Source organism: Streptomyces sp. NPDC028928 (assembly GCF_055564915.1).
In genome coordinates this window covers 313,022-330,782 of sequence record NZ_JBVHVI010000003.1, presented here as the reverse complement: position 1 = coordinate 330,782, position 17,761 = coordinate 313,022, and the positions used below count along the sequence as shown (strand labels likewise).

The window sequence follows — 17,761 nt, the reverse complement described above, 5'->3', positions numbered from 1 at the left end:
CGCACAGGCCGCCGCAGACGTCTACGAGAACCTGGACGAGAACCTCTGCGTGAAGAGGCCGGACTCCGGCGCCCGGGGGGGATAGGCGCCGAAGCCCGGCTCGGGAAGTCCCGGCGCCGGGGGGGGGATTGCGTCGGGACGTGGTTCACGTGGGGTCGGCCGAGGTCGGTCGGCCAGGGGTGCGGTGTGAGTGGGGAGTGCGGTTTCCCGGGGCCCACTCCTGGGCCCGGAAGGGTTGTTCCCTCGGGCCCAGGGGTTGAAGCGACGGGACCACGTCATGTTTGCGCCGTCTTTCGCCACCGGGCGTACGCCCCGTACACCCCCTGCGTCACGCCGCCGCGTCGAAACCGGTCTGGTGGGCCAGCTTCTTCAGCTCCAGCAGGGCGTGCTTCTCGATCTGCCGGATCCGCTCACGGGTGAGTCCGTGCTCCTTGCCGACCTCGGTCAGGGTGCGCTCGCGGCCGTCCTCGATGCCGTACCGCATCTTGATGATGGAGGCCGTGCGCTGGTCCAGGCGGCCGATCAGGTCGTCCAGTTCCTCGCTGCGCAGCAGGGTCAGGACGGACTGCTCGGGGCTGACCGCCGAGGTGTCCTCCAGCAGGTCGCCGAACTGGGTCTCGCCCTCGTCGTCCACCGACATGTTCAGCGAGACCGGGTCGCGGGCCCAGTCGAGGACGTCGGTGACGCGCTCCGGGGTCGAGCCCAGCTCCGCGGCGATCTCCGCGGGCTCCGGTTCGCGGCCGTGCTCGCGGTTGAACTCGCGCTGGACGCGGCGGATGCGGCCCAGTTCCTCCACCAGGTGGACGGGGAGCCGGATCGTGCGGGACTGGTCGGCGATGGAGCGGGTGATGGCCTGACGGATCCACCAGGTGGCGTACGTCGAGAACTTGAAGCCCTTGCGGTAGTCGAACTTCTCGACGGCGCGCACCAGGCCGGCGTTGCCCTCCTGGATCAGGTCGAGGAGGGGCAGGCCGCTGCGCGGGTAGCGCCGGGCGACCGCGACGACCAGGCGGAGGTTGGAGCGGATGAAGACGTCCTTGGCGCGCTCACCGGCGGCGACCAGGGCCTCCAGCTCCTCGCGGGTGGCGTCCGTCGTGGACTCCTCCTCGCCGTCGAGGACCTGCCGCGCGAACACACCCGCCTCGATGGTCTGGGACAGCTCGACCTCCTTGGCGGCGTCGAGCAGCGGCGTACGCGCGATCTCGTCGAGGTACATGCCGACCAGGTCGCGGTCTGCGATCTCGCCGCCATGAGCGCGAACACTGCTTGCCGAGTCGGCCGTCTCGCCGGTGGCGGACTGACGACGGGCGACGGCACGGGTTGCCATGCGTGCTCCCTTGCGATGGTGGGCTGGCGGGTGGTCCTGGTGGACGCTCGGCACCGAGGGGGGCCGTCTCTGGGACTCGCTCCGAGACTGTCCCCGAGTGCCCGGCATCCGTGGGAAACAACGACTGGAATCCGGACAGAATTCCCAACCCGCCCCCCGAATTTTCTGATCATGCAGTACCCTGTTCCGCCACGCGGGGAGGCGAGATGCCGTCGGAACACGCTGAGGTGCAGGTCAGACCGGGAATCGAGGGGGACCTCGAAGCCCTTACGGCGATCTACAACCACTATGTACGTGAGACGGCCATCACATTCGATACCGCGATCTTCACTCCGGAAGAGCGCCGCCCTTGGCTGCTCTCCCACCCGGAAGACGGCCCGCACCGGCTGATGGTTGCCACGGACCTGGCATCACAGCAGATTCTGGGGTACGCCACATCCAGCCCTTACCGGCCGAAGCCGGCGTACGTGACGTCCGTGGAGACCTCGGTGTACGTCGCCCCGGACGCCGGTCGCCGCGGGATCGGCACCCTGCTCTACGACGCCCTGTTCAAGGCCCTGGCCGGGGAGGACGTGCACCGCGCGTACGCCGGGATCGCCCAGCCCAACGAGGCGTCCACCCGGCTCCACGAGCGTTTCGGCTTCCGGTACGTCGGCACGTACCACGAGGTGGGCCGCAAGTTCGGCCGCTACTGGGACGTGGCCTGGTACGAGAAGCGCATGTAGGCCCCTCGGCCTTCCCCGGGACCCTTATCCGAACTGCACGGACCGCTTGGCCATTCCCATCCAGAACCCGTCGATCACCGACTTCGGCGCGTCCAGCTCGCCGCCGGCCTCCGCCGCGCCCATGGTGACGAAGAGCGGGGCGAAGTGTTCGGTGCGCGGGTGGGCGTAGCGGCCGGCCGGGGCCTTGTCCAGGAAGTCCAGCAGGGCGTCCCAGTCGCGCGCCTCCAGGGCCCGCCGGCCCCAGTCGTCGAACTCGGAGGACCAGCTCGGCACGCCGCCGGCGTGGCGCAGGGCGGCCAGGTTGTGGGTGAAGAAGCCGGAGCCGACGATCAGTACGCCCTCGTCGCGCAGGGGGGCGAGCCTGCGGCCGATGTCCATCAGGCGGACCGGGTCGAGGGTGGGCATCGAGATCTGCAGGACGGGGATGTCGGCGGCCGGGAACATCTCCACGAGGGGGACGTAGGCACCGTGGTCGAGGCCCCGGTCGGGGATGTCCTGGACGGGGGTGCCGGGGGCGCGCAGCAGCTTGCGGACGGCTTCGGCGAGCGCCGGTGCGCCTGGGGCGGCGTACCGGACGCGGTAGTAGTGCTCGGGGAAGCCCCAGAAGTCGTAGACGAGCGGGACGGTCTCGACCGCGCCGAGGGCGAGCGGGGCCTCCTCCCAGTGCGCGGAGACCATGAGGATCGCCTTGGGCCGGGGCAGACCGGCGGACCAGGCGGCGAGCTGGCCGGGCCAGACGGGGTCGTCGGCGAGCGGCGGGGCGCCGTGGCTGAGATACAGGGCGGGCATGCGCTCCTGGGTGGTGGCGGACATCGCGGCGGCTCCCAGTGGTCCAGGTACTTTAAGTCTCAAGCTCCCCGTGACACACTACGCCCGACTTGTTCAAGTTTCAAGAAGCTGCCTCGTACAGTGGATACATGAACACGGCACCGGACTCCGCCGCCGCACAGCACCGCTGGCTCAGCGACGAGGAACAACGCGTCTGGCGCGCCTACCGGCACGCCACCACCCTGCTGGAGGACCACCTCGACCGGCAGCTGCAACGCGACGCGGGCATGCCGCACATCTACTACGGCCTCCTCGTCGGCCTCGCCGAGGCACCCCGCCGCCGGCTGCGGATGACCGAGCTGGCGATGCAGGCCAAGATCACCCGTTCCCGGCTCTCGCACGCGATCGCCCGGCTGGAGAAGAACGGCTGGGTGCGCCGCGAGGACTGCCCCTCCGACAAGCGCGGCCAGTTCGCCGTACTCACCGACGAGGGCCACGAGGTGCTCCGGCGCACCGCGCCCGGCCATGTGACCGCCGTACGGCAGGCGCTGTTCGACCGGCTCACCCCGGACCAGCAGAAGGCCCTCGGCGAGATCATGGAGATCGTCGCCGAGGGCCTCCAGCCCAACGAAGCGGGTGCGGACCTTCCCTGGCTCCGCTAACGGCTCACGGTCAGTGGGCCACCACCGGCACCGGAACCTCGTCCTCGACACCCTCGCCCGTGATCACCTCGGTGCCGCCGGGCCGGCCGGCGTTGACGAAGGTGAAGGCGATCAGGGAGGCGACGGCGAGGATGCCGACGGCGAACCAGATCGCGCTGCTGTAGCCGTGCACCATGCCCTGGAGCTTCACCAGGTCCTGCTGCGGCTTCGCGGCGGCACCGGCGATGTGGTCCTTGACGTACGAGGTGGTCGCCGAGGCGGCGATGGTGTTCAGCAGGGCGGTGCCGATCGCGCCGCCCACCTGCTGCGAGGTGTTGACCATCGCGGAGGCGACACCGGCGTCCCGGGGCTCGACGCCCTGAGTGGCCAGGGACATCGCCGGCATGAACGCCGTACCCATGCCGAGGCCGAGCAGCACCATCGCGGGCAGCAGCAGGGCGAGGTACGAGGAGTCGATCTCCAACTGGGTCAGCATCAGCATGCCGACGGCGGCGGCCAGGAAGCCCGGGCCCATCAGCAGGCGGGCCGGGACCCGGGTCATCAGCCGGGTGCCGATCTGGGTGGAGCCGGTGATCATGCCGGCCACCATCGGCAGGAAGGCGAAGCCGGTCTTGACCGGCGAGTAGCCCTTGACGATCTGCAGGTAGTAGGTCAGGAAGAGGAACAGGCCGAACATGCCGATGATCGCGAGACCCAGCGAGAGGTAGATGCCGCCGCGGTTGCGGTCGGTCACCACGCGCAGCGGCAGCAGCGGGGCCTTGACCTTCGCCTCGACCACCACGAACGCGAGCAGCAGCACCACGGACGCGACGAACATCGACACGGTCACCGTGTCGCCCCAGCCGTCGGACTCGGCGCGGGTGAAGCCGTAGACCAGCGCGACCAGGCCGAGGGTGGACAGCAGGACGCCCGGGATGTCGAGCGGGTTGCGGTTGCGGCCGCCCTCCGGCTCCCGGATGACGAAGTAGGCGCCGGCCGCGGCGACCACGGCGAACGGGACGTTCACGAAGAAGGTCCAGCGCCAGTCCAGGTACTCGGTGAGGAAGCCGCCGAGGATCAGGCCGACGGCACCGCCGCCGCCCGCGATCGCGCCGTAGATGCCGAACGCCTTGGCGCGCTCCTTGGCGTCGGTGAACATCACCGCGAGCAGCGACAGCGCGGCCGGGGCGAGCAGCGCGCCGAAGACGCCCTGGAGGGCGCGGGCGCCGAACATCATCGCGCCGGTGGTGGCGGCACCGCCGAGCGCGGAGGCGGCGGCGAAGCCGGCCAGACCGAGCACGAACGTGCGCTTGCGGCCCCACAGGTCGGCGATCCGGCCGCCGAAGAGCAGCAGACCGCCGAAGGCGAGAGCGTAGGCCGTGATCACCCACTGCTTGTTGCCGTCGGATATGCCGAGGTCCTGCTGGGCGGCGGGCAGGGCGATGTTCACGATGGTGGCGTCGAGGACGACCATCAGCTGGGCGAGCGCGATGAAGACGAGCGCTTTCCAACGGTTGGCGTCACCGCTCGGAGCGGTGACGCCGGGAGCCTTGAGGGCTGTTTCGGACATGGAGATACCCACTTCGGGACTACCTTCGGGACCACGAGGCTTCGGAACGTCGTGACGGAAGGCGTGACGGAAGACGTGACGGAAGACGTGACGAAAAATGACGAGAAAACGGAGTAAGGCGGAAAGACGAAGAGGCGGAAACGAGGCGGAAGGGCGAAGAGGAACACGGCGGCCGGAGGACTGCCGTGCTGCGAGGGTGGACTGGACGCGGGAGCTGAACTAATCGGTCATCTGATCGGTTCGGACATCTGATTCGGTCAGGAGTCGCGCAGCTCCCTGATGCTGACGGCCTGCCCCGGCAGGGCGGAGCGGGCGGGGGCCCGCAGACCGTCGAGGAAGAGTTGCAGATGGCGGTGGACGAAGCGGTCGCCGCGCATGCAGTCCGTGCCGGCCGGGGGCCGGCTCAGCTGGGCCACGACGATCAGCAGATCGCCGACGCCGACGTCCGGCCGGAGCTGCCCGGCCGCCTTGGCCCGGCCCATGATCTCCTCCACGAGCCGCTCGACGCTCTCGCGGGAGGCTTCCAGGTCGGGGTGGTGCTGGTCGAACGTGCTGGACACCATGGGGCACAGCGCGCTGATCCGCTCGTCGGCGGCGGCGTGCACGAAGCGCTCCAGGGCGGCGAACGCGTCCCCGGTCTCGGCGAGGGCCAGTTCGGCCGCCTCGACCGTGCGGTCCATGACCGAGCAGACGACCTCGCGGACGAGGGCGTCGCGGTCGGGGAAGTTGCGGTACACCGTGGCGTTGCCGACACCGGCCCGGCGGGCGATCTCGTCCAGCGGCACGTCCGGACCGTGCTCGACGAACATCTCCCGGGCGGCGGTGACGATCCGCTCCCGGTTGCGCAGGGCGTCGGCGCGCGGCCGGGGCGCCTTGCGCGGTGCGGGGGCGGTCATGGCCGGCACGGAGTACTCCTAGGTCGATGGGGTGATGCGGGCCGTCCCCGTATCACTCGGCGTATCACTCGGCGTATCACTCGCGTCGCGGGCGATCCGGGGAGCGGGTCCCCGTTTCGCTCGGACACAGGGCTAAACGGGGAAACGATCCCCGGTTATTTCCCGGCCGCCGAAAGAACCCGTGTGACCTGAGACACAATCACCAACCGCCGGGATTCACCCTGGTGCGGCTCCGCTTTCCCACGATCGGTCTCCTCCAGCGCGCGCCCGCAACGGCGCCGACACAGGGTGAGCGCAAGGGTGCAGCCGGAGACCGGGCGGCTGCCGTGGCGCGAAAGGTCCCCGCATGCAGCCGCCGCCTCGCCGCCGCATACGCCCGCGCCGGGTTCTCGCCCTGTCCGTGGTGACCGCACTGACCCTCGCGGTCAGCACCTCGGCCGGGGCCGGGAACCTGACGGCGCCCGCCACCACCGCCGGGCCGGTCAACCTGGCCCGCTCCTCCGCACTCGTACCCTGCATGATCCGTGGCGGCCTGGACGTGCAGATGACCGAGGGCCTGCCCACCCCGCCCGGCTACTCCCGCGCCACGGGCACCGTCCGCGCCCTGACCCTGATGGTCGACTTCCCCGACGCACCCGGCCAGGGCAGCGCGATGGACCGCTACCACGAGTTCTTCCCGCAGACCCAGGAGTGGTTCCGCACCGCGTCGTACGGCCGTCTCGACTACCGCCCCGAGACCCCGGTCACCGGCTGGCTGCGCATGCCGAGATCCTTCCACTCCTACGGCATAGAGCGCGGCGCCCCCTTCGACCCCGGCTACCGCAACCTGGTCCAGGACATCGTGGCCGCCGCCGACCCGACGGTGGACTTCCGCGAGTACGACCTGCTGAACGTGCTCGTCACCCCGAACGCCGGCCCCTCCGCCCTGGACACCGTGCTCTCCGTGACCTTCGCCGGCAACGACGACGCCCCGGTCGCCGACGGCGTCCGCATCTCCAACGCCTCCTTCGTCTACTCCCGCCAGGACGACGGCTCCGGCTCCTACTCCCGCACCGGCTACCGCGTACTGCCGCACGAGAACGGCCACACCTTCGGCCTGCCCGACCTGTACACGCAGGAGGGCGGGGGCGCGGTCGGGCACTGGGACATCATGAGCGAGGACTGGGGCGCCAACAACGACCTGCTCGGCTGGCACAAGTGGAAGCTGGGCTGGCTGGACGGCGGCCAGGTCGGCTGCGCGGCAGGGCGGGGCACCGTCGACTACACCCTGTCTCCGCTGTACAAGCCGGGCGGCGGGAAGCTGATCCTGGTGCCGGTCACCACGCGCACCACCTACGCGCTGGAGGTCCGCGCCCAGGGCGGCAACGACGAGGCGGTGTGCCGTCCCGGCGTCCTCGTCTACAAGGTCGACGCCACCGTCGACACCGGCCGCGGCCCCGTCACCGTCTACGACAGCCACCGCCACAGCGGCGGCTGCACCAGCAGCCCCAACGTCCACACCGAACTCTCCGACGCCCCGTTCGCTCCCGGGGAGAGCTTCAGGGATCCGCGCCACGGGATCGCCGTACAGGTGGTGAGCACGGACGAGGAGGGCAACTACCGGGTGCGGATCACACGGGACAAGTGAGCCGGAGTGACCCGGAGTGACAGGGACGGGCCGGGGTTTACCGTAGGCGTGCCCCGACGCCGTTCCGGAGAGACGATGCCCGCGATGACCGCAGTGGATGCCGCCCTTGCCGGGACCACCGGTGCCGCGGCCGGTACGCCGGCGGAGGTGGTCGGACCGCTGGTGCGCGGGGTGGGCGTGCTGCGGCGGCTCACCGAGGCGGACGGCGCACTGAGCCCGAGCGCGCTGGAACGGGCCACCGGCCTGGCCCGCTCCACCGTGGACCGGATCACCGGCACCCTCGGCCGCATGGGCTACGTCCGCCCCGAGGGCCGGGACATCGTCCTCACCCCGCGGGTGATGGAGCTGGGCAACGCCTACCTGGCCGCCCTGCGCCTGCCCGCACTGCTCGGCGCGCGCGCCGACGCCCTGGCCGACGAGCTGGACGAGTCGGTGTCGCTCGCGGTCGCCGACCTCGACGGCATCCGCTTCATCCACCAGGCCACCCGCCGCCGCGCGCTGTCGGTCAGCTTCCGCATCGGCGACCTGCTGCCGGCCGAACGCACCGCGCCGGGCGCGCTGTTCGCGACCGAGTGGACGGAAGCGGACTGGGCCCACTGGCGCCGGCGCCGGACCACCGACCCCCAGGACACCTCCTTCACGGAACGGGTGGAACGGAGCCGCCGGGACGGCTGGGCCCTGGACGACCAGCTGATCGAGCCGGGCCTGGTCGCCGTCTCGGCACCGGTACGGCACCCCGGAACCGGTCGCATCGCCTGCGTGGCGAGCGTGGTCAGCCACACCAGCCGCCACTCCGCGGCAGACCTGCGCACCAGCCTGCTGCCCCGGCTGCGTACGGCGGTGAAGGCGATGGAGTCCGACCTGCGCGCGGCGCCCCCGGTACAGCCGGGCCCGGCGCCCGCCGGCCTCGCGACGTGGACGACGGCGTCCAAGCACGAACTGGGCCGGGACTTCGTGGAGTCACTGGCCCGCGGCCTGACCGTACTGACGGCGTTCGACGAGGGCCGCCCGGCGCTGACCCTGTCGGAGGCCGCCCACGCGACCGGCCTGTCCCGGGCCACCGCGCGCCGGGCCCTGCTCACCCACGAGCACCTGGGCCTGGTCACCGCCCACCCCGACCGCACCTTCACCCTCACCCCCCGCGTCCTGGACCTGGGCTTCCCACCGCACGCCCGGACGTCACTCCCCCGCCTGGCCCAACCCCACCTGCGATCACTGGCAGCTCATCTGCGGGAACCCACGGCCCTGGCGGTACTGACAGCCGACGGCAAGGAGATCCAGCACACGGCCGGAGCGACTACGAGCCGGGTCCTGACGGCGCACATCCCGGTGGGCACCCGCCTACCGGCAACCGCCACCTCACTGGGCCGAGTCCTCCTGGCAACCACCTCCACCCCCCTGCCCCCCGACCTCCGTGAAGTCAGAACCCAGGGCTACGCCCTGGTGGACGAGGAACTGGAATCAGGCCTGCGGTCCATAGCCGTACCCGTCCGCGACCGCACGGGCCGCACCGTCGCCGCCGTGAACGTGGCCACACACGCGGCCCGCCGCACCCTGGAGGACTGCGTCCACACCCTCCTCCCCGCCCTCCGCTCGACGGCCGACCTCATCCAGACCGACCTCCACACCGCCTCCCGCTTCACCCCCGTCCCCCCGACCTGACCCCCATTCCCCCCACCCCGCCCCACCCTGATCCGGTACCCTGTGGACCAAGCGCCCACCAGGACGCCTACCCACGCCTTCGTAGCTCAGGGGATAGAGCACCGCTCTCCTAAAGCGGGTGTCGCAGGTTCGAATCCTGCCGGGGGCACAGGCAGAAGGGCCAGCTCAGGAGGAGTTTCCTCCCAGGCTGGCCCTTCGGCGTTCCAGGGCCCGTAGTCCACAGACGTGCCACTACGGGCCCGCAGGGTCCTCCTCGGAGGGCTCGGAGGCCGCTCCCGCACCGCCCCGGATCATGGCACCGAGCCGGTCTGCGAGGGCGCGGTCCCAGTCACTGGCCATGTGCTGATGTATCAGCGCGGCCCGCGAGCTACTGTGGCCCATCCGCGTCATCAGCTCCCCCTTGCTGGCCTCTGCGGCCGGGGCCAGGGTGTTGCCCGTGTGCCGCAGGTCGTGGAAATGCAGATCGGCCGATACACCCGCAGCCTTCCGAGCCTTCACCCAGTCCTCCCGGAAGTTGCTCCGCCGTACTTGCCCACCCTGGGGGCCGACGAAGACGTGACCGTCGCGGCCCGGGCAGCGAAGTCCTCCAAGTGGCGCGTCACGTCGCCAAGCAGTTCAGCCGGGAAGGAGACGGAACGAACCCCGGCCGCCGACTTCGGCGCCTTGTCGAAGAGCCGGCCGTCCTGCAGCTCGGCCTGTCCCCAACGCACGGTGACCCTCTAGCCGGCCGTCGCAGTCGCAGACGTGCCCGCCGCGTGCCCCCATCAGCGGACAACCTGAGCGGTTCGAAGAAACAGCAGTACACCATGCACAGCACGTGCGCGATAGTGAGCAATCACTTCGTGAGCATCGTCAAGTGTTCAGCGCTGCCAATATCGCGACGTGCGAGCATCGTGCCAGCACTACCCCCGTCCAGAACTGCATACATTTGCCGCGCCCCTACTCCTGACCCAACCTTTCCTTGCCATAAATCATGGCGGCTTGAGACCACGAACACGCGCTACAGCGCTCAAGCCACCTGTGAGGCGAGGCATCCTTTGCCATCTTCTCGCTCAGCCGCCTGAAGTTCCGAAGGTCCCGAACACGCCCGCAGGGCGCATCAGCCGAGTGATAGATAGTCAGCTCTGGTCCCGGCGTCCAGCGCACCAAGCAGGGAATTCCTTCACTCTCCCTCGCCACCTTGGCCGCTTTCAAGGAGATCTTGCACAGCTCAACATCCGCCTCCCTATGAAGGCGCATGACCCGGGAATGCAAATTTTTCAGAACCTTGTCCCGTTCCTGCCTCAACTCACTGAACACATCAACGTCGCTCACACTCACTCCTAAATCTTTGGGATGACGTCATAGAAGTAGTAGCGCACACAACCACCCAAGGGAGTCACATAATCAACTTTGATCAAGATAGGCATATTCTGACCATTTACTGATAGGGGTGGCTGCTAAGCGATGCGGTTCCCGCACGAGATAGAACAGCAGCACAAAAGCCTCTGACCGTGAGACCTGGTGGGTGGCTGTCCAACTCTGTGATGTCGAGCGTTCGCCGAGGGGGAAGCAGTGCGACCAAGCGGCTGCACTCCGCTCCGCCAAGCGCGCTCCCGGCTCTGCTGCAGGCGCCCACCTGTGCAGAGCCGCTGGCCTACATGAGTCGATCACCCCGGGCGACAGCGAGGAGGCGTCGCTACTCGGCATCCAGAAGGCCGCCCTCGTCACGCGCATTCGGCGGACGTACTACAGCGATCTGCGGCGACCCGTGGAGACGGCGGCCATCGTCGTGCCGGCCGCTCACTGCGAGATCCTCTACGGGATCCCGATCAACCGGTAGCCGCCGTATCCCCCTCAGGGCGTGCCCCAGTCGCGCCCCTTCCGTGCCCGACCGGCCGGGACAGGCATCGTCTTCACCATCGACGTCCAAGAGACGCCAGCGTCGTTGCTATCACCCACGGCGACAACTGGAACCTTCTCGACAACACCCATATCGTCGAGGTCACGACGGGCCAAGTCGTCATCGCCACCGGCAACGACGGCGGCGGCTACTCCGACAGGCCTTCCACTTCGTCGCAGCAGGGGCACAGACTGCGCAGCAGGCCAGTGAGTTGCAGGCCCCCGTTCTGTCCGAACGGGGGCCTGTTCCGCGTCCGGAGTCCACAAAGAGTCCACATCGCCACGTGATCTCGGTGCGACCTCGCCCATTCGAGGGTCTGGACTCCCTGCAGGTGACACGTGGAGTGTCGGCGTCGGGACGGGTAGGCGCGTCCCGCTGTCCTGCGCGGTGCTCGGCGGGGAGGCCGACCCGGGCAGGTGGAGGGGCTCCGTCGGGAGTATGGATTACGCGTCCCCGACGTCGGCGATCTGCTGCTCCTCGCCGACGCCCTTGACGTGCCCTCGCCTCTCTGGTCGCCTGACCGGATCCGCCGGGCCATGGCGGCCCGGCGGCAGGAACCGAAGGGCTTCTGGTGCGTGTCTCAGCCGCCCGCCCAGTCCACCTGCTGGCCCGCGGGCGTGATGGCGATCTCGAACTGTTCCAGGGACGGAGCGTCGTCTGCCTGCCAGCGCAACAGGTGCTCCTCGATGTCGTCCCACAGACGAGCGGGTCCGCCCTGGCGCACCACCGAGCGCGCGCCGTCAGCGTCTGCCCAGAGCACCGCCCATGCGCCAGCGTCGACATCGAGAAGGACGTGCTCCGTCCCGGACGAGCCGGACAGTGTGAAACGTTGCGTGCGGGGCGCCGCGAGTTGAGCGACGAATCGGGCCGTCCAGTCCGTCAGGACATCGGGGCTGAGCCGGGCTGGTCGTTCCTCCCCGGCCACCAGGTCGGGCAGCGTGCCCAGGAGCGGCGGCACCTGGGCACGGGCGAGCATGAACGAGACGGGCTCAAGGACCCGGCCCCGGGCCACACCGTCATCACCGACCGTGAGGCGTGCCAGGCCCGAGGCGTGCATCCATCCGTTGACCGTGGCCAGGATGGTCCCGCCCGGCCGGGCCTGCTCGACCCAGGCGTACGGCACCTCTACCACACTGCATGTCGCGATGACGCGGTCGTACGGTGCGCCATCCTTGTGGCCGGCGAGGCCGTCACCGACCACCAGGTCCGGGAAGTAGCCGCATGCGCCGAGGCTCGTGGCTGCCCGGGTGGACACCTCCGGGTCGACCTCCATCGAGGTCACGAGGCCGTCGCCGAGGCGGTGGCACAGCAGGCCGGTGGAGTACCCCGTGCCGGTGCCGATCTCCAGCACGCGGTGACCGTCCTCGAGTTGGAGGCCTTCCAGCATCCGAATGACCAGACTGGGCAGCGTGCTCGACGACGTGGGCTCGCGCAGGATCTCGCCGCGGATGTCTGCCGGTGCGATCGTGCCGGCCACCTGGGTCACGAACGACTCGTCGTCGTAGCAGCGCACCAGCCAGCCGGGGGACTCTGCCAGTACCGGCCGCCACGCGGTGGGGCCTGGCCCGATCACCCGCTCGAAGAACCCGGCGCGGAGGAACTCATGCCGCGGCACGGACTCGACGGCCGTGCGCCACTCCTGGGTGTGCAGGTGGCCGCCGTCGGCCAGTTGGTCGGCGAGTGCCCGGCGCAGGGCGGTGGTGTCCACGTCGCTCATAGGGGTTTCCTCTCCAGGAGATCGGCCATGGCCGCGAGCATGGGCAGACCGGTCTCCGGTTCGAGCCAGTACCACTGGCCGCTGGGGTTGCACTCCAGAAACCACCATGTCCCCTGCCGGTCGACGGCGAAATCGAATGCGCCGAAGACAAGTCCGAATCGGGCGAGGTAGGCGTACAGGGCGTCGGTGATGCCGGTCGGAGGTACGACGGGGCTGTAGCTGAGCCGGCCGTAGTCGGTGCGCCAGTCCAGCAGGTCCGAGTCGATCCGGACGACGAACACCTCGCTGCCGATGACAGTCACGCGCACGTCCGCGGTCTTGTCGACCATCTGCTGGAACAGGTGCGCTGTGCCGGCGACCGTCGCGTCGATGTCATCAAGTGCTACCTCAGCGACCTTGATGGTGTGGGAGACCCCGTTCACCAGGTAGGCCGGTGCCGACAGGGGCTTGTAGATGGTTGGGCCGTGTCGCTTGATGAACGCCCGTGCGGCGTCCGGCTCGGAGGTGATCAGTGTCGGTGGGACCTGGAAGCCGACGGCCGCCGCGGCGGTGAGGCCAGCCGGCTTGAATTCGGCGTCACCGATCCTCCAGGGGTGATTGACGTACAGGCAGCCCGGCAAGGAAGCCAGCAGGCCGCCGAGTCCGTAGCGGGCCTGGGTGGTGGCGAATCGGGCGTCCTGCTCGGTGAGGTGCGGGTATGAAAAGCCGGAGGGCCTCCGGTAGTAGAGGGAGCGGATCTGTGAGAGTTCAGCGGTCCGGGTGGGCGTGGACAGGGTGCCGTCCACGCCGTCTGCGGTGATGGTGGCCGCGACCGACAGGGCGTGCGGGAAGTCCCCGCTGTCGAACCGCACGACCGGGACGCCCCGCTCGTGCAGCTCGTTGATCACCACGTCGGCGGTGGGGTCGGTCAGGCAGGTGACGACCAGCACCGGACGAGAGTCATTCACTGGTCGTTGTCGCTCCCGGTGTCGTTGTCCTGGGTGGTCCCGTTGCCGTCGGGGCTGGTGCCCGTCGGCGGCTGGGTGCCGGTGCTGGTGCCGTGGCCGGGCATCTCCATGACCTGGCCGGTCTCGCTGAAGAACACGGCGGTCTGGGTGGCCGGGTCCAGCACGGCGCGCGCGTAGCCCGGGCTCATCGCCGGGTACGGGGCCATGCGCCTCAGTCCCCAGGGGATGGGGGTGGTGGTGCCGGACGGCACCGGTGTTCCAGTCGGGAGTCGATCGGAGTGCACGTACAAGGCAGTTCCCCTCGTCGGTCCTTCGGGTGGCCCGCCGTTCGGTTGCGGCGGGAGCGTGGCGAGCGGGTGTGTAGGGATTCGCCGTCGGGACGGGGCGACCCGGCGAGCGAACCTGTGGCCACCCTGCAAGCTCATGCGGATGGCCGACCGGCGCCCACCTCAGGCGCCGGGTTCATCCGCGCCCAGTACCTCGGCACACCGGGCACGGGGTCTATTCGATCCACTCGGTGCCGGTGGCGACCCCCAGGAATTTCCGGCCGTTGCAGTCGCCCACGTGCTGCCGGCCAGCGTGGCGCTGTGGCTTCGAGCACCATGCCTTGCCGTCGAGATGCTCCAGCGCGCAGTAGCCAGCAGCCCGCATGCCCGACTGTGCGGCCTCCGCCTTCCGCGTCGCGAGAGACTTCCGCTCCTCGCTCATCGGATGCTCGCCCGTCTGGTCAGGCACCGGAGGTGGGCGAAGCCGAGGTGAGGCTGGTAGGCCGTCCCAGTCCCGGTAGTGGGTGTGCCAGTCGTCCCAGCTGACGTACCAGGCGAGTCGGGGCCTGTAGCAGGCCAATCTGCACTGTCATCGACGCAGCTCCAAGGACAGGGCCCGTAGACTGCGCAGCATCTCGCAGATGAGCGAGTCGTCAGCGCACTGCTCGCACATGCCAGGGTGGTCGTAGTCCGCGACAAGTACGGCGCGCAGGGTGCACCGGCGACAGCCGCGCAGGAAGAGCGTCGTGCCGGCGGGGCTCGGACGCTCGCCGAGGTCCATGGCCGTCGCGGTGGACAGTGCTCCACCGCACCACACGCACTCGGCCCCGCGTGCCTTGGCGTCAGGAAGGTCGGCCAGGGCCGGCACGGGGATGAACGGCAGAAGGTCGGCGGGGATGTCGACCAGTGGTCCAAGCTGAGCGGGCGTCATGCCGGGTCCTCCGCATCAATGCGGTAACCGTCCGGACCGAGCGCGGCGCCGAGCAGCGTGGGGTCGGTGAGCTGGCCCGTACCGTCCGGGATCGCCAGCCACCACCGCCCACCGAGCGCGCCGGTCACGGGCGGGCATTCCAGCTCCCAGCCGGCCGGGTGCACGGTGAGGCCGACGACGCCATCCAGTTCGTCGGCAAGGCTCGGCGGGAGCAGCCACCAGGCCAGGGGGTGGCTGATGTCGGTGAGTACTGGGCCGAAGTGCGACCCCAGTGCCCGGAGGGCTCCCAGGGAGCGGGACAGTCGCGTCTCTGCCACCCGCCAGTGCGTGCCGGTGGGAATCGCGGCCAGCTGCCCAGCGTCCCACGCCCGCTCTACCGCGGCCCGGTCCGGGGCACAGGACAGAAGCCAGTCCTGGCCCTCGCGCACTGGTGCGAGTGGGATGTGAGGACTCTTGGTCATCGGGCCAGCCGAGTGTTCTGGTGACACCGGCACGACACGATGGTCGACACGCGCATTCCCAGCGCTCGCTGGACGCGGCCCACCTTCATGAGTCCTCGCGCGACCGCCCCGCAGTACCAGCACGCTCGCCCGTGAAGCCGAGCGATGCTTACCGGTCCAGCGACTTGGACCGGCTGCTCGCCGCGTCGTCGCATCCTGGCCTCCATCTGCTGTCTCTCTCGGACAGGCAGAGCATGGACCGCGGCGAGGGCGACAAGGGATACAGCGTGTATCCCCTCAGACAGCACCGATCCACTCGGCGAAGTTGGTCAGCGACTCGGCGTCTGCACGCTTCAGCCGGCGGATTGTGGCCGTGGCCTCCCGCGCCCACGGGTGCTCACGGGTGTGCTGCGGGGCAATGAACCGAGCGGCCCTCAGCGATGCGAACGCATCGTCAGGGCGCCCCGCCCACACCTGCGCTCGCGCCAGCTCGATCCAGAACCCGGAACGGCGCTCCGCCGGCATGGAGTCCGGGGGGGTCCACTCGCCTGCGACGCCGAGGGCGGCCTGGAGGTGGTCGCGGCCGAGGCTGACTGCGACGGACACCTCGTGGGCGCGCACGGAGTCCGGGCCGAACTGGGTGCCGTCGTAGGAACCTTCGGGCAGGGCGTCGCCGAGTCGGCGGGCTTCGGCCAGATGGTGCTCTGCAGCGTCGGAGTCGTCGGCGCGGCCGGCGATGACGGCCGCCCGCATATGCAGGGCGCCGCGGGCGGCGGTTGTCTCCCGGCCGCTCGGGCTGGGGCTGACGTCAATGGCTCGCTCCAGAGCGGCAAGCCCCTGTGCATGGGCGCGCGCGGCAAAGAACGTTTCCGTGCGGACGTAGGCAGCGGTGGCCTGTGCGATGCGGTCCTCGGTCTGGTCGGCGGACCATCGCATCAGGTCAACGAGCCTGGCCGATAGGTCCCGATGCCCGAACTTGAATGCGACGGCGTCCGCGGCGCGGGCGGTTACGGCGAGGAGTTGGGCGGCGCGCAGCCGTTCGGCGCCGGTGCCGTGATGCAGCGCGGCCAGGGAGTGGGTGAGGAGCTGTGGGGCGTGCTCGGCGATGCGGGCGTACTGCGCGTCCAGTCTCCACTCGGTCAGCTGTGTGACGGCCTCGCTCAGCTCGTGCAGCGGGCGGGCCGAGTCGTCCAAGGGGATGTCGTAGGCGGCGATCGCGGCGGAGATGGCGGGGATGGAGGCGTGGACACGGCTGTCGGTGCGGGTGCTGCCGGTGACGATGTGGCTCGGGTCGACAGCGAGTGCGGTGGCGATCGAGTCGAGGGTGTCGTCACTCGGGGAGCGGGCGCCGCGTTCGATGGCCTTGACCATGGCCAGGGAGACGAAGGCGGCTCGCGCGAGGTCAGCCTGTGTCATCCGGCGGGCGCGGCGGATGGTGGCAACGCGGCGGCCGACTTCGATCGCTGTGGGGGTGGGCATACGGCTCCGTTCAGCACATCCACCTCGAATGGTAGCGGGGCCGTGACGGTGTGAGTAGGTGAACGGGTCTCTACTGGGTGATGAGCGCGGCGATTTCCGTGAGGCTGTCGATCCGCCAGTCCGCCGTTGCCGCGACGCCCGGGTCAGTGGCCCACAGGTGGCCCCACGGGCCGCGACGCAGATGAGCAGTGCGCAGGCCGGCCGCCGCGGCGGGGATGGTGTCATTGGCTGGATGGTCGCCGACGTACAGCGTCTCGCCTGGGGCTGCCTGCCCCGCCTCGACGGCCCGCTGGAAGAACTGCGGTTGCGGTTTGGCCACGCCCCACTCCCCGGACGTGGCGATCACGTCGGCCGGCAGGTTGAGGTCACGCAGCAGATCACCCGCGCGGGCAGTCTGGTTCCCGGCGATGACGACCCGAATGCCGAGCCGGCGGAGTTCGGCCAGTGCGGGCCGGACGTCGTCGTACAGGTCGCTGTCGTCCAGGCGCTCGCCGCGGCCCGCGACCTCACGAGCCTGGTACTCGGCTGCGATGTCGATGTCTGGGCGGACGAGACGAAGGGCATCGGCATTGTCACGGCCCTGCGCGACGACGGCGCCGACGAGAGCCGACAGCGTGTGCCGGGGAACACTGAGCCAGTCGGCCCACGATGCCCAGTAGCGGTCGTCACGGACGATCGTCTCGCCCACATCGAAGATCACTGCGCGAATCATGGGCTGAGCGTATCCAGGCGTGACGAAGGCAACCCCGCGCTCCCGAAGGAGAGCGGGGCCGCTATCACGTGCCGATGTCGTGAAGGTACGGTCGGACCTTCTCCGGTATGGGCTGCGGTGGCGGTGGCGCCCCAGCTGGCGACGTACCGCAGGACGTAGTCCCTGGGCGGT

16 protein-coding genes, 1 tRNA gene and 2 pseudogenes are annotated in these 17,761 nt (G+C 69.8%); 6 read left to right on the top strand and 13 right to left on the bottom strand.

Translation table 11 applies throughout. From position 1 onward, the window contains the following. Nucleotides 1-328 precede the first annotated feature (328 nt). A complete protein-coding gene (locus ACZ4U1_RS10595) occupies nucleotides 329-1,327 on the bottom strand; it encodes a sigma-70 family RNA polymerase sigma factor (protein WP_467901979.1) in 999 nt (332 codons plus the stop codon). 206 nt (nucleotides 1,328-1,533) lie between these two features. On the opposite strand from ACZ4U1_RS10595, the gene ACZ4U1_RS10590 reads away from it, so the two are divergent. Continuing rightward, a complete protein-coding gene (locus ACZ4U1_RS10590; protein WP_467901977.1) occupies nucleotides 1,534-2,052 on the top strand; it encodes a GNAT family N-acetyltransferase in 519 nt (172 codons plus the stop codon). Between the two features lie 24 nt (nucleotides 2,053-2,076). Here ACZ4U1_RS10590 and ACZ4U1_RS10585 read toward each other — a convergent pair whose 3' ends face one another. Beyond that, a complete protein-coding gene (locus ACZ4U1_RS10585; protein ID WP_467901976.1) occupies nucleotides 2,077-2,865 on the bottom strand; it encodes a dioxygenase family protein in 789 nt (262 codons plus the stop codon). Between the two features lie 104 nt (nucleotides 2,866-2,969). Between ACZ4U1_RS10585 and ACZ4U1_RS10580 the strand changes: the two genes are divergently transcribed. After that, nucleotides 2,970-3,482 carry a MarR family winged helix-turn-helix transcriptional regulator gene (locus tag ACZ4U1_RS10580; protein ID WP_467901974.1) on the top strand — a complete coding sequence of 171 codons (513 nt, stop codon included), beginning with the start codon at nucleotides 2,970-2,972 and terminating at the stop codon, nucleotides 3,480-3,482. Nucleotides 3,483-3,492: 10 nt separating this feature from the next. Here the strand turns inward: ACZ4U1_RS10580 and ACZ4U1_RS10575 are convergent, their stop codons facing one another. Together ACZ4U1_RS10575 and ACZ4U1_RS10570 are read right to left on the bottom strand one after the other, a co-directional pair. Continuing rightward, nucleotides 3,493-5,031 carry an MFS transporter gene (locus ACZ4U1_RS10575; RefSeq protein ID WP_467901972.1) on the bottom strand — a complete coding sequence of 513 codons (1,539 nt, stop codon included), beginning with the start codon at nucleotides 5,029-5,031 and terminating at the stop codon, nucleotides 3,493-3,495. A 257-nt stretch (nucleotides 5,032-5,288) separates the two neighbouring features. Continuing rightward, nucleotides 5,289-5,927, bottom strand: coding sequence for a TetR/AcrR family transcriptional regulator (locus ACZ4U1_RS10570; RefSeq protein WP_467902268.1), 639 nt, complete (start codon nucleotides 5,925-5,927; stop codon nucleotides 5,289-5,291). Nucleotides 5,928-6,273: 346 nt separating this feature from the next. Between ACZ4U1_RS10570 and ACZ4U1_RS10565 the strand changes: the two genes are divergently transcribed. The 3 genes from ACZ4U1_RS10565 (at nucleotide 6,274) to ACZ4U1_RS10555 (ending at nucleotide 9,364) form a co-directional block, all read left to right on the top strand. Next, complete coding sequence (locus ACZ4U1_RS10565; protein WP_467901970.1) at nucleotides 6,274-7,554, top strand: M6 family metalloprotease domain-containing protein; 1,281 nt, start codon at nucleotides 6,274-6,276, stop codon at nucleotides 7,552-7,554. 75 nt (nucleotides 7,555-7,629) lie between these two features. Continuing rightward, nucleotides 7,630-9,216, top strand: a complete 1,587-nt coding sequence (locus tag ACZ4U1_RS10560) for an IclR family transcriptional regulator domain-containing protein (RefSeq protein WP_467901968.1) — start codon at nucleotides 7,630-7,632, stop codon at nucleotides 9,214-9,216. A gap of 75 nt (nucleotides 9,217-9,291) precedes the next feature. Next, nucleotides 9,292-9,364 (top strand) — tRNA-Arg (locus ACZ4U1_RS10555). A gap of 83 nt (nucleotides 9,365-9,447) precedes the next feature. Here ACZ4U1_RS10555 and ACZ4U1_RS10550 read toward each other — a convergent pair. Then, nucleotides 9,448-9,932 (bottom strand): annotated as a pseudogene (locus tag ACZ4U1_RS10550) (tyrosine-type recombinase/integrase); the annotation flags it as partial. A gap of 947 nt (nucleotides 9,933-10,879) precedes the next feature. Between ACZ4U1_RS10550 and ACZ4U1_RS10545 the strand changes: the two are divergent. Then, nucleotides 10,880-11,038: pseudogene (locus tag ACZ4U1_RS10545) on the top strand (GntR family transcriptional regulator); the annotation flags it as partial. A gap of 640 nt (nucleotides 11,039-11,678) precedes the next feature. Here the strand turns inward: ACZ4U1_RS10545 and tgmC are convergent. The 8 genes from tgmC to ACZ4U1_RS10505 all read right to left on the bottom strand — a co-directional run bounded on the left by tgmC (nucleotide 11,679) and on the right by ACZ4U1_RS10505 (nucleotide 17,590). Then, nucleotides 11,679-12,815, bottom strand: a complete 1,137-nt coding sequence (gene tgmC / locus ACZ4U1_RS10540; protein WP_467901966.1) for an ATP-grasp peptide maturase system methyltransferase — start codon at nucleotides 12,813-12,815, stop codon at nucleotides 11,679-11,681. Next, a complete protein-coding gene (gene tgmB, locus ACZ4U1_RS10535; RefSeq protein WP_467901964.1) occupies nucleotides 12,812-13,762 on the bottom strand; it encodes an ATP-grasp ribosomal peptide maturase in 951 nt (316 codons plus the stop codon). The genes tgmC and tgmB overlap by 4 nt, the downstream gene beginning before the upstream one ends. Then, the gene (tgmA, locus tag ACZ4U1_RS10530; RefSeq protein ID WP_467901962.1) at nucleotides 13,759-14,187 is read right to left on the bottom strand and encodes a putative ATP-grasp-modified RiPP; all 429 of its coding nucleotides are present in this window, start codon (nucleotides 14,185-14,187) and stop codon (nucleotides 13,759-13,761) included. The genes tgmB and tgmA overlap by 4 nt, the downstream gene beginning before the upstream one ends. A 76-nt stretch (nucleotides 14,188-14,263) precedes the next feature. Beyond that, nucleotides 14,264-14,497, bottom strand: coding sequence for a hypothetical protein (locus tag ACZ4U1_RS10525; protein WP_467901960.1), 234 nt, complete (start codon nucleotides 14,495-14,497; stop codon nucleotides 14,264-14,266). A 120-nt stretch (nucleotides 14,498-14,617) separates the two neighbouring features. Then, nucleotides 14,618-14,959 carry a hypothetical protein gene (locus tag ACZ4U1_RS10520; RefSeq protein WP_467901958.1) on the bottom strand — a complete coding sequence of 114 codons (342 nt, stop codon included), beginning with the start codon at nucleotides 14,957-14,959 and terminating at the stop codon, nucleotides 14,618-14,620. Beyond that, complete coding sequence (locus ACZ4U1_RS10515; protein ID WP_467901956.1) at nucleotides 14,956-15,276, bottom strand: hypothetical protein; 321 nt, start codon at nucleotides 15,274-15,276, stop codon at nucleotides 14,956-14,958. Before ACZ4U1_RS10515 ends, ACZ4U1_RS10520 begins: the two co-directional genes overlap by 4 nt. 420 nt (nucleotides 15,277-15,696) lie before the next feature. Further along, nucleotides 15,697-16,878: a helix-turn-helix domain-containing protein gene (locus ACZ4U1_RS10510; protein WP_467901954.1), complete on the bottom strand. Its 1,182-nt coding sequence runs from the start codon at nucleotides 16,876-16,878 to the stop codon at nucleotides 15,697-15,699. 70 nt (nucleotides 16,879-16,948) lie between these two features. Beyond that, the gene (locus ACZ4U1_RS10505; protein WP_467902266.1) at nucleotides 16,949-17,590 is read right to left on the bottom strand and encodes an HAD family hydrolase; all 642 of its coding nucleotides are present in this window, start codon (nucleotides 17,588-17,590) and stop codon (nucleotides 16,949-16,951) included. Between the last annotated feature and the right edge of the window lie 171 nt (nucleotides 17,591-17,761).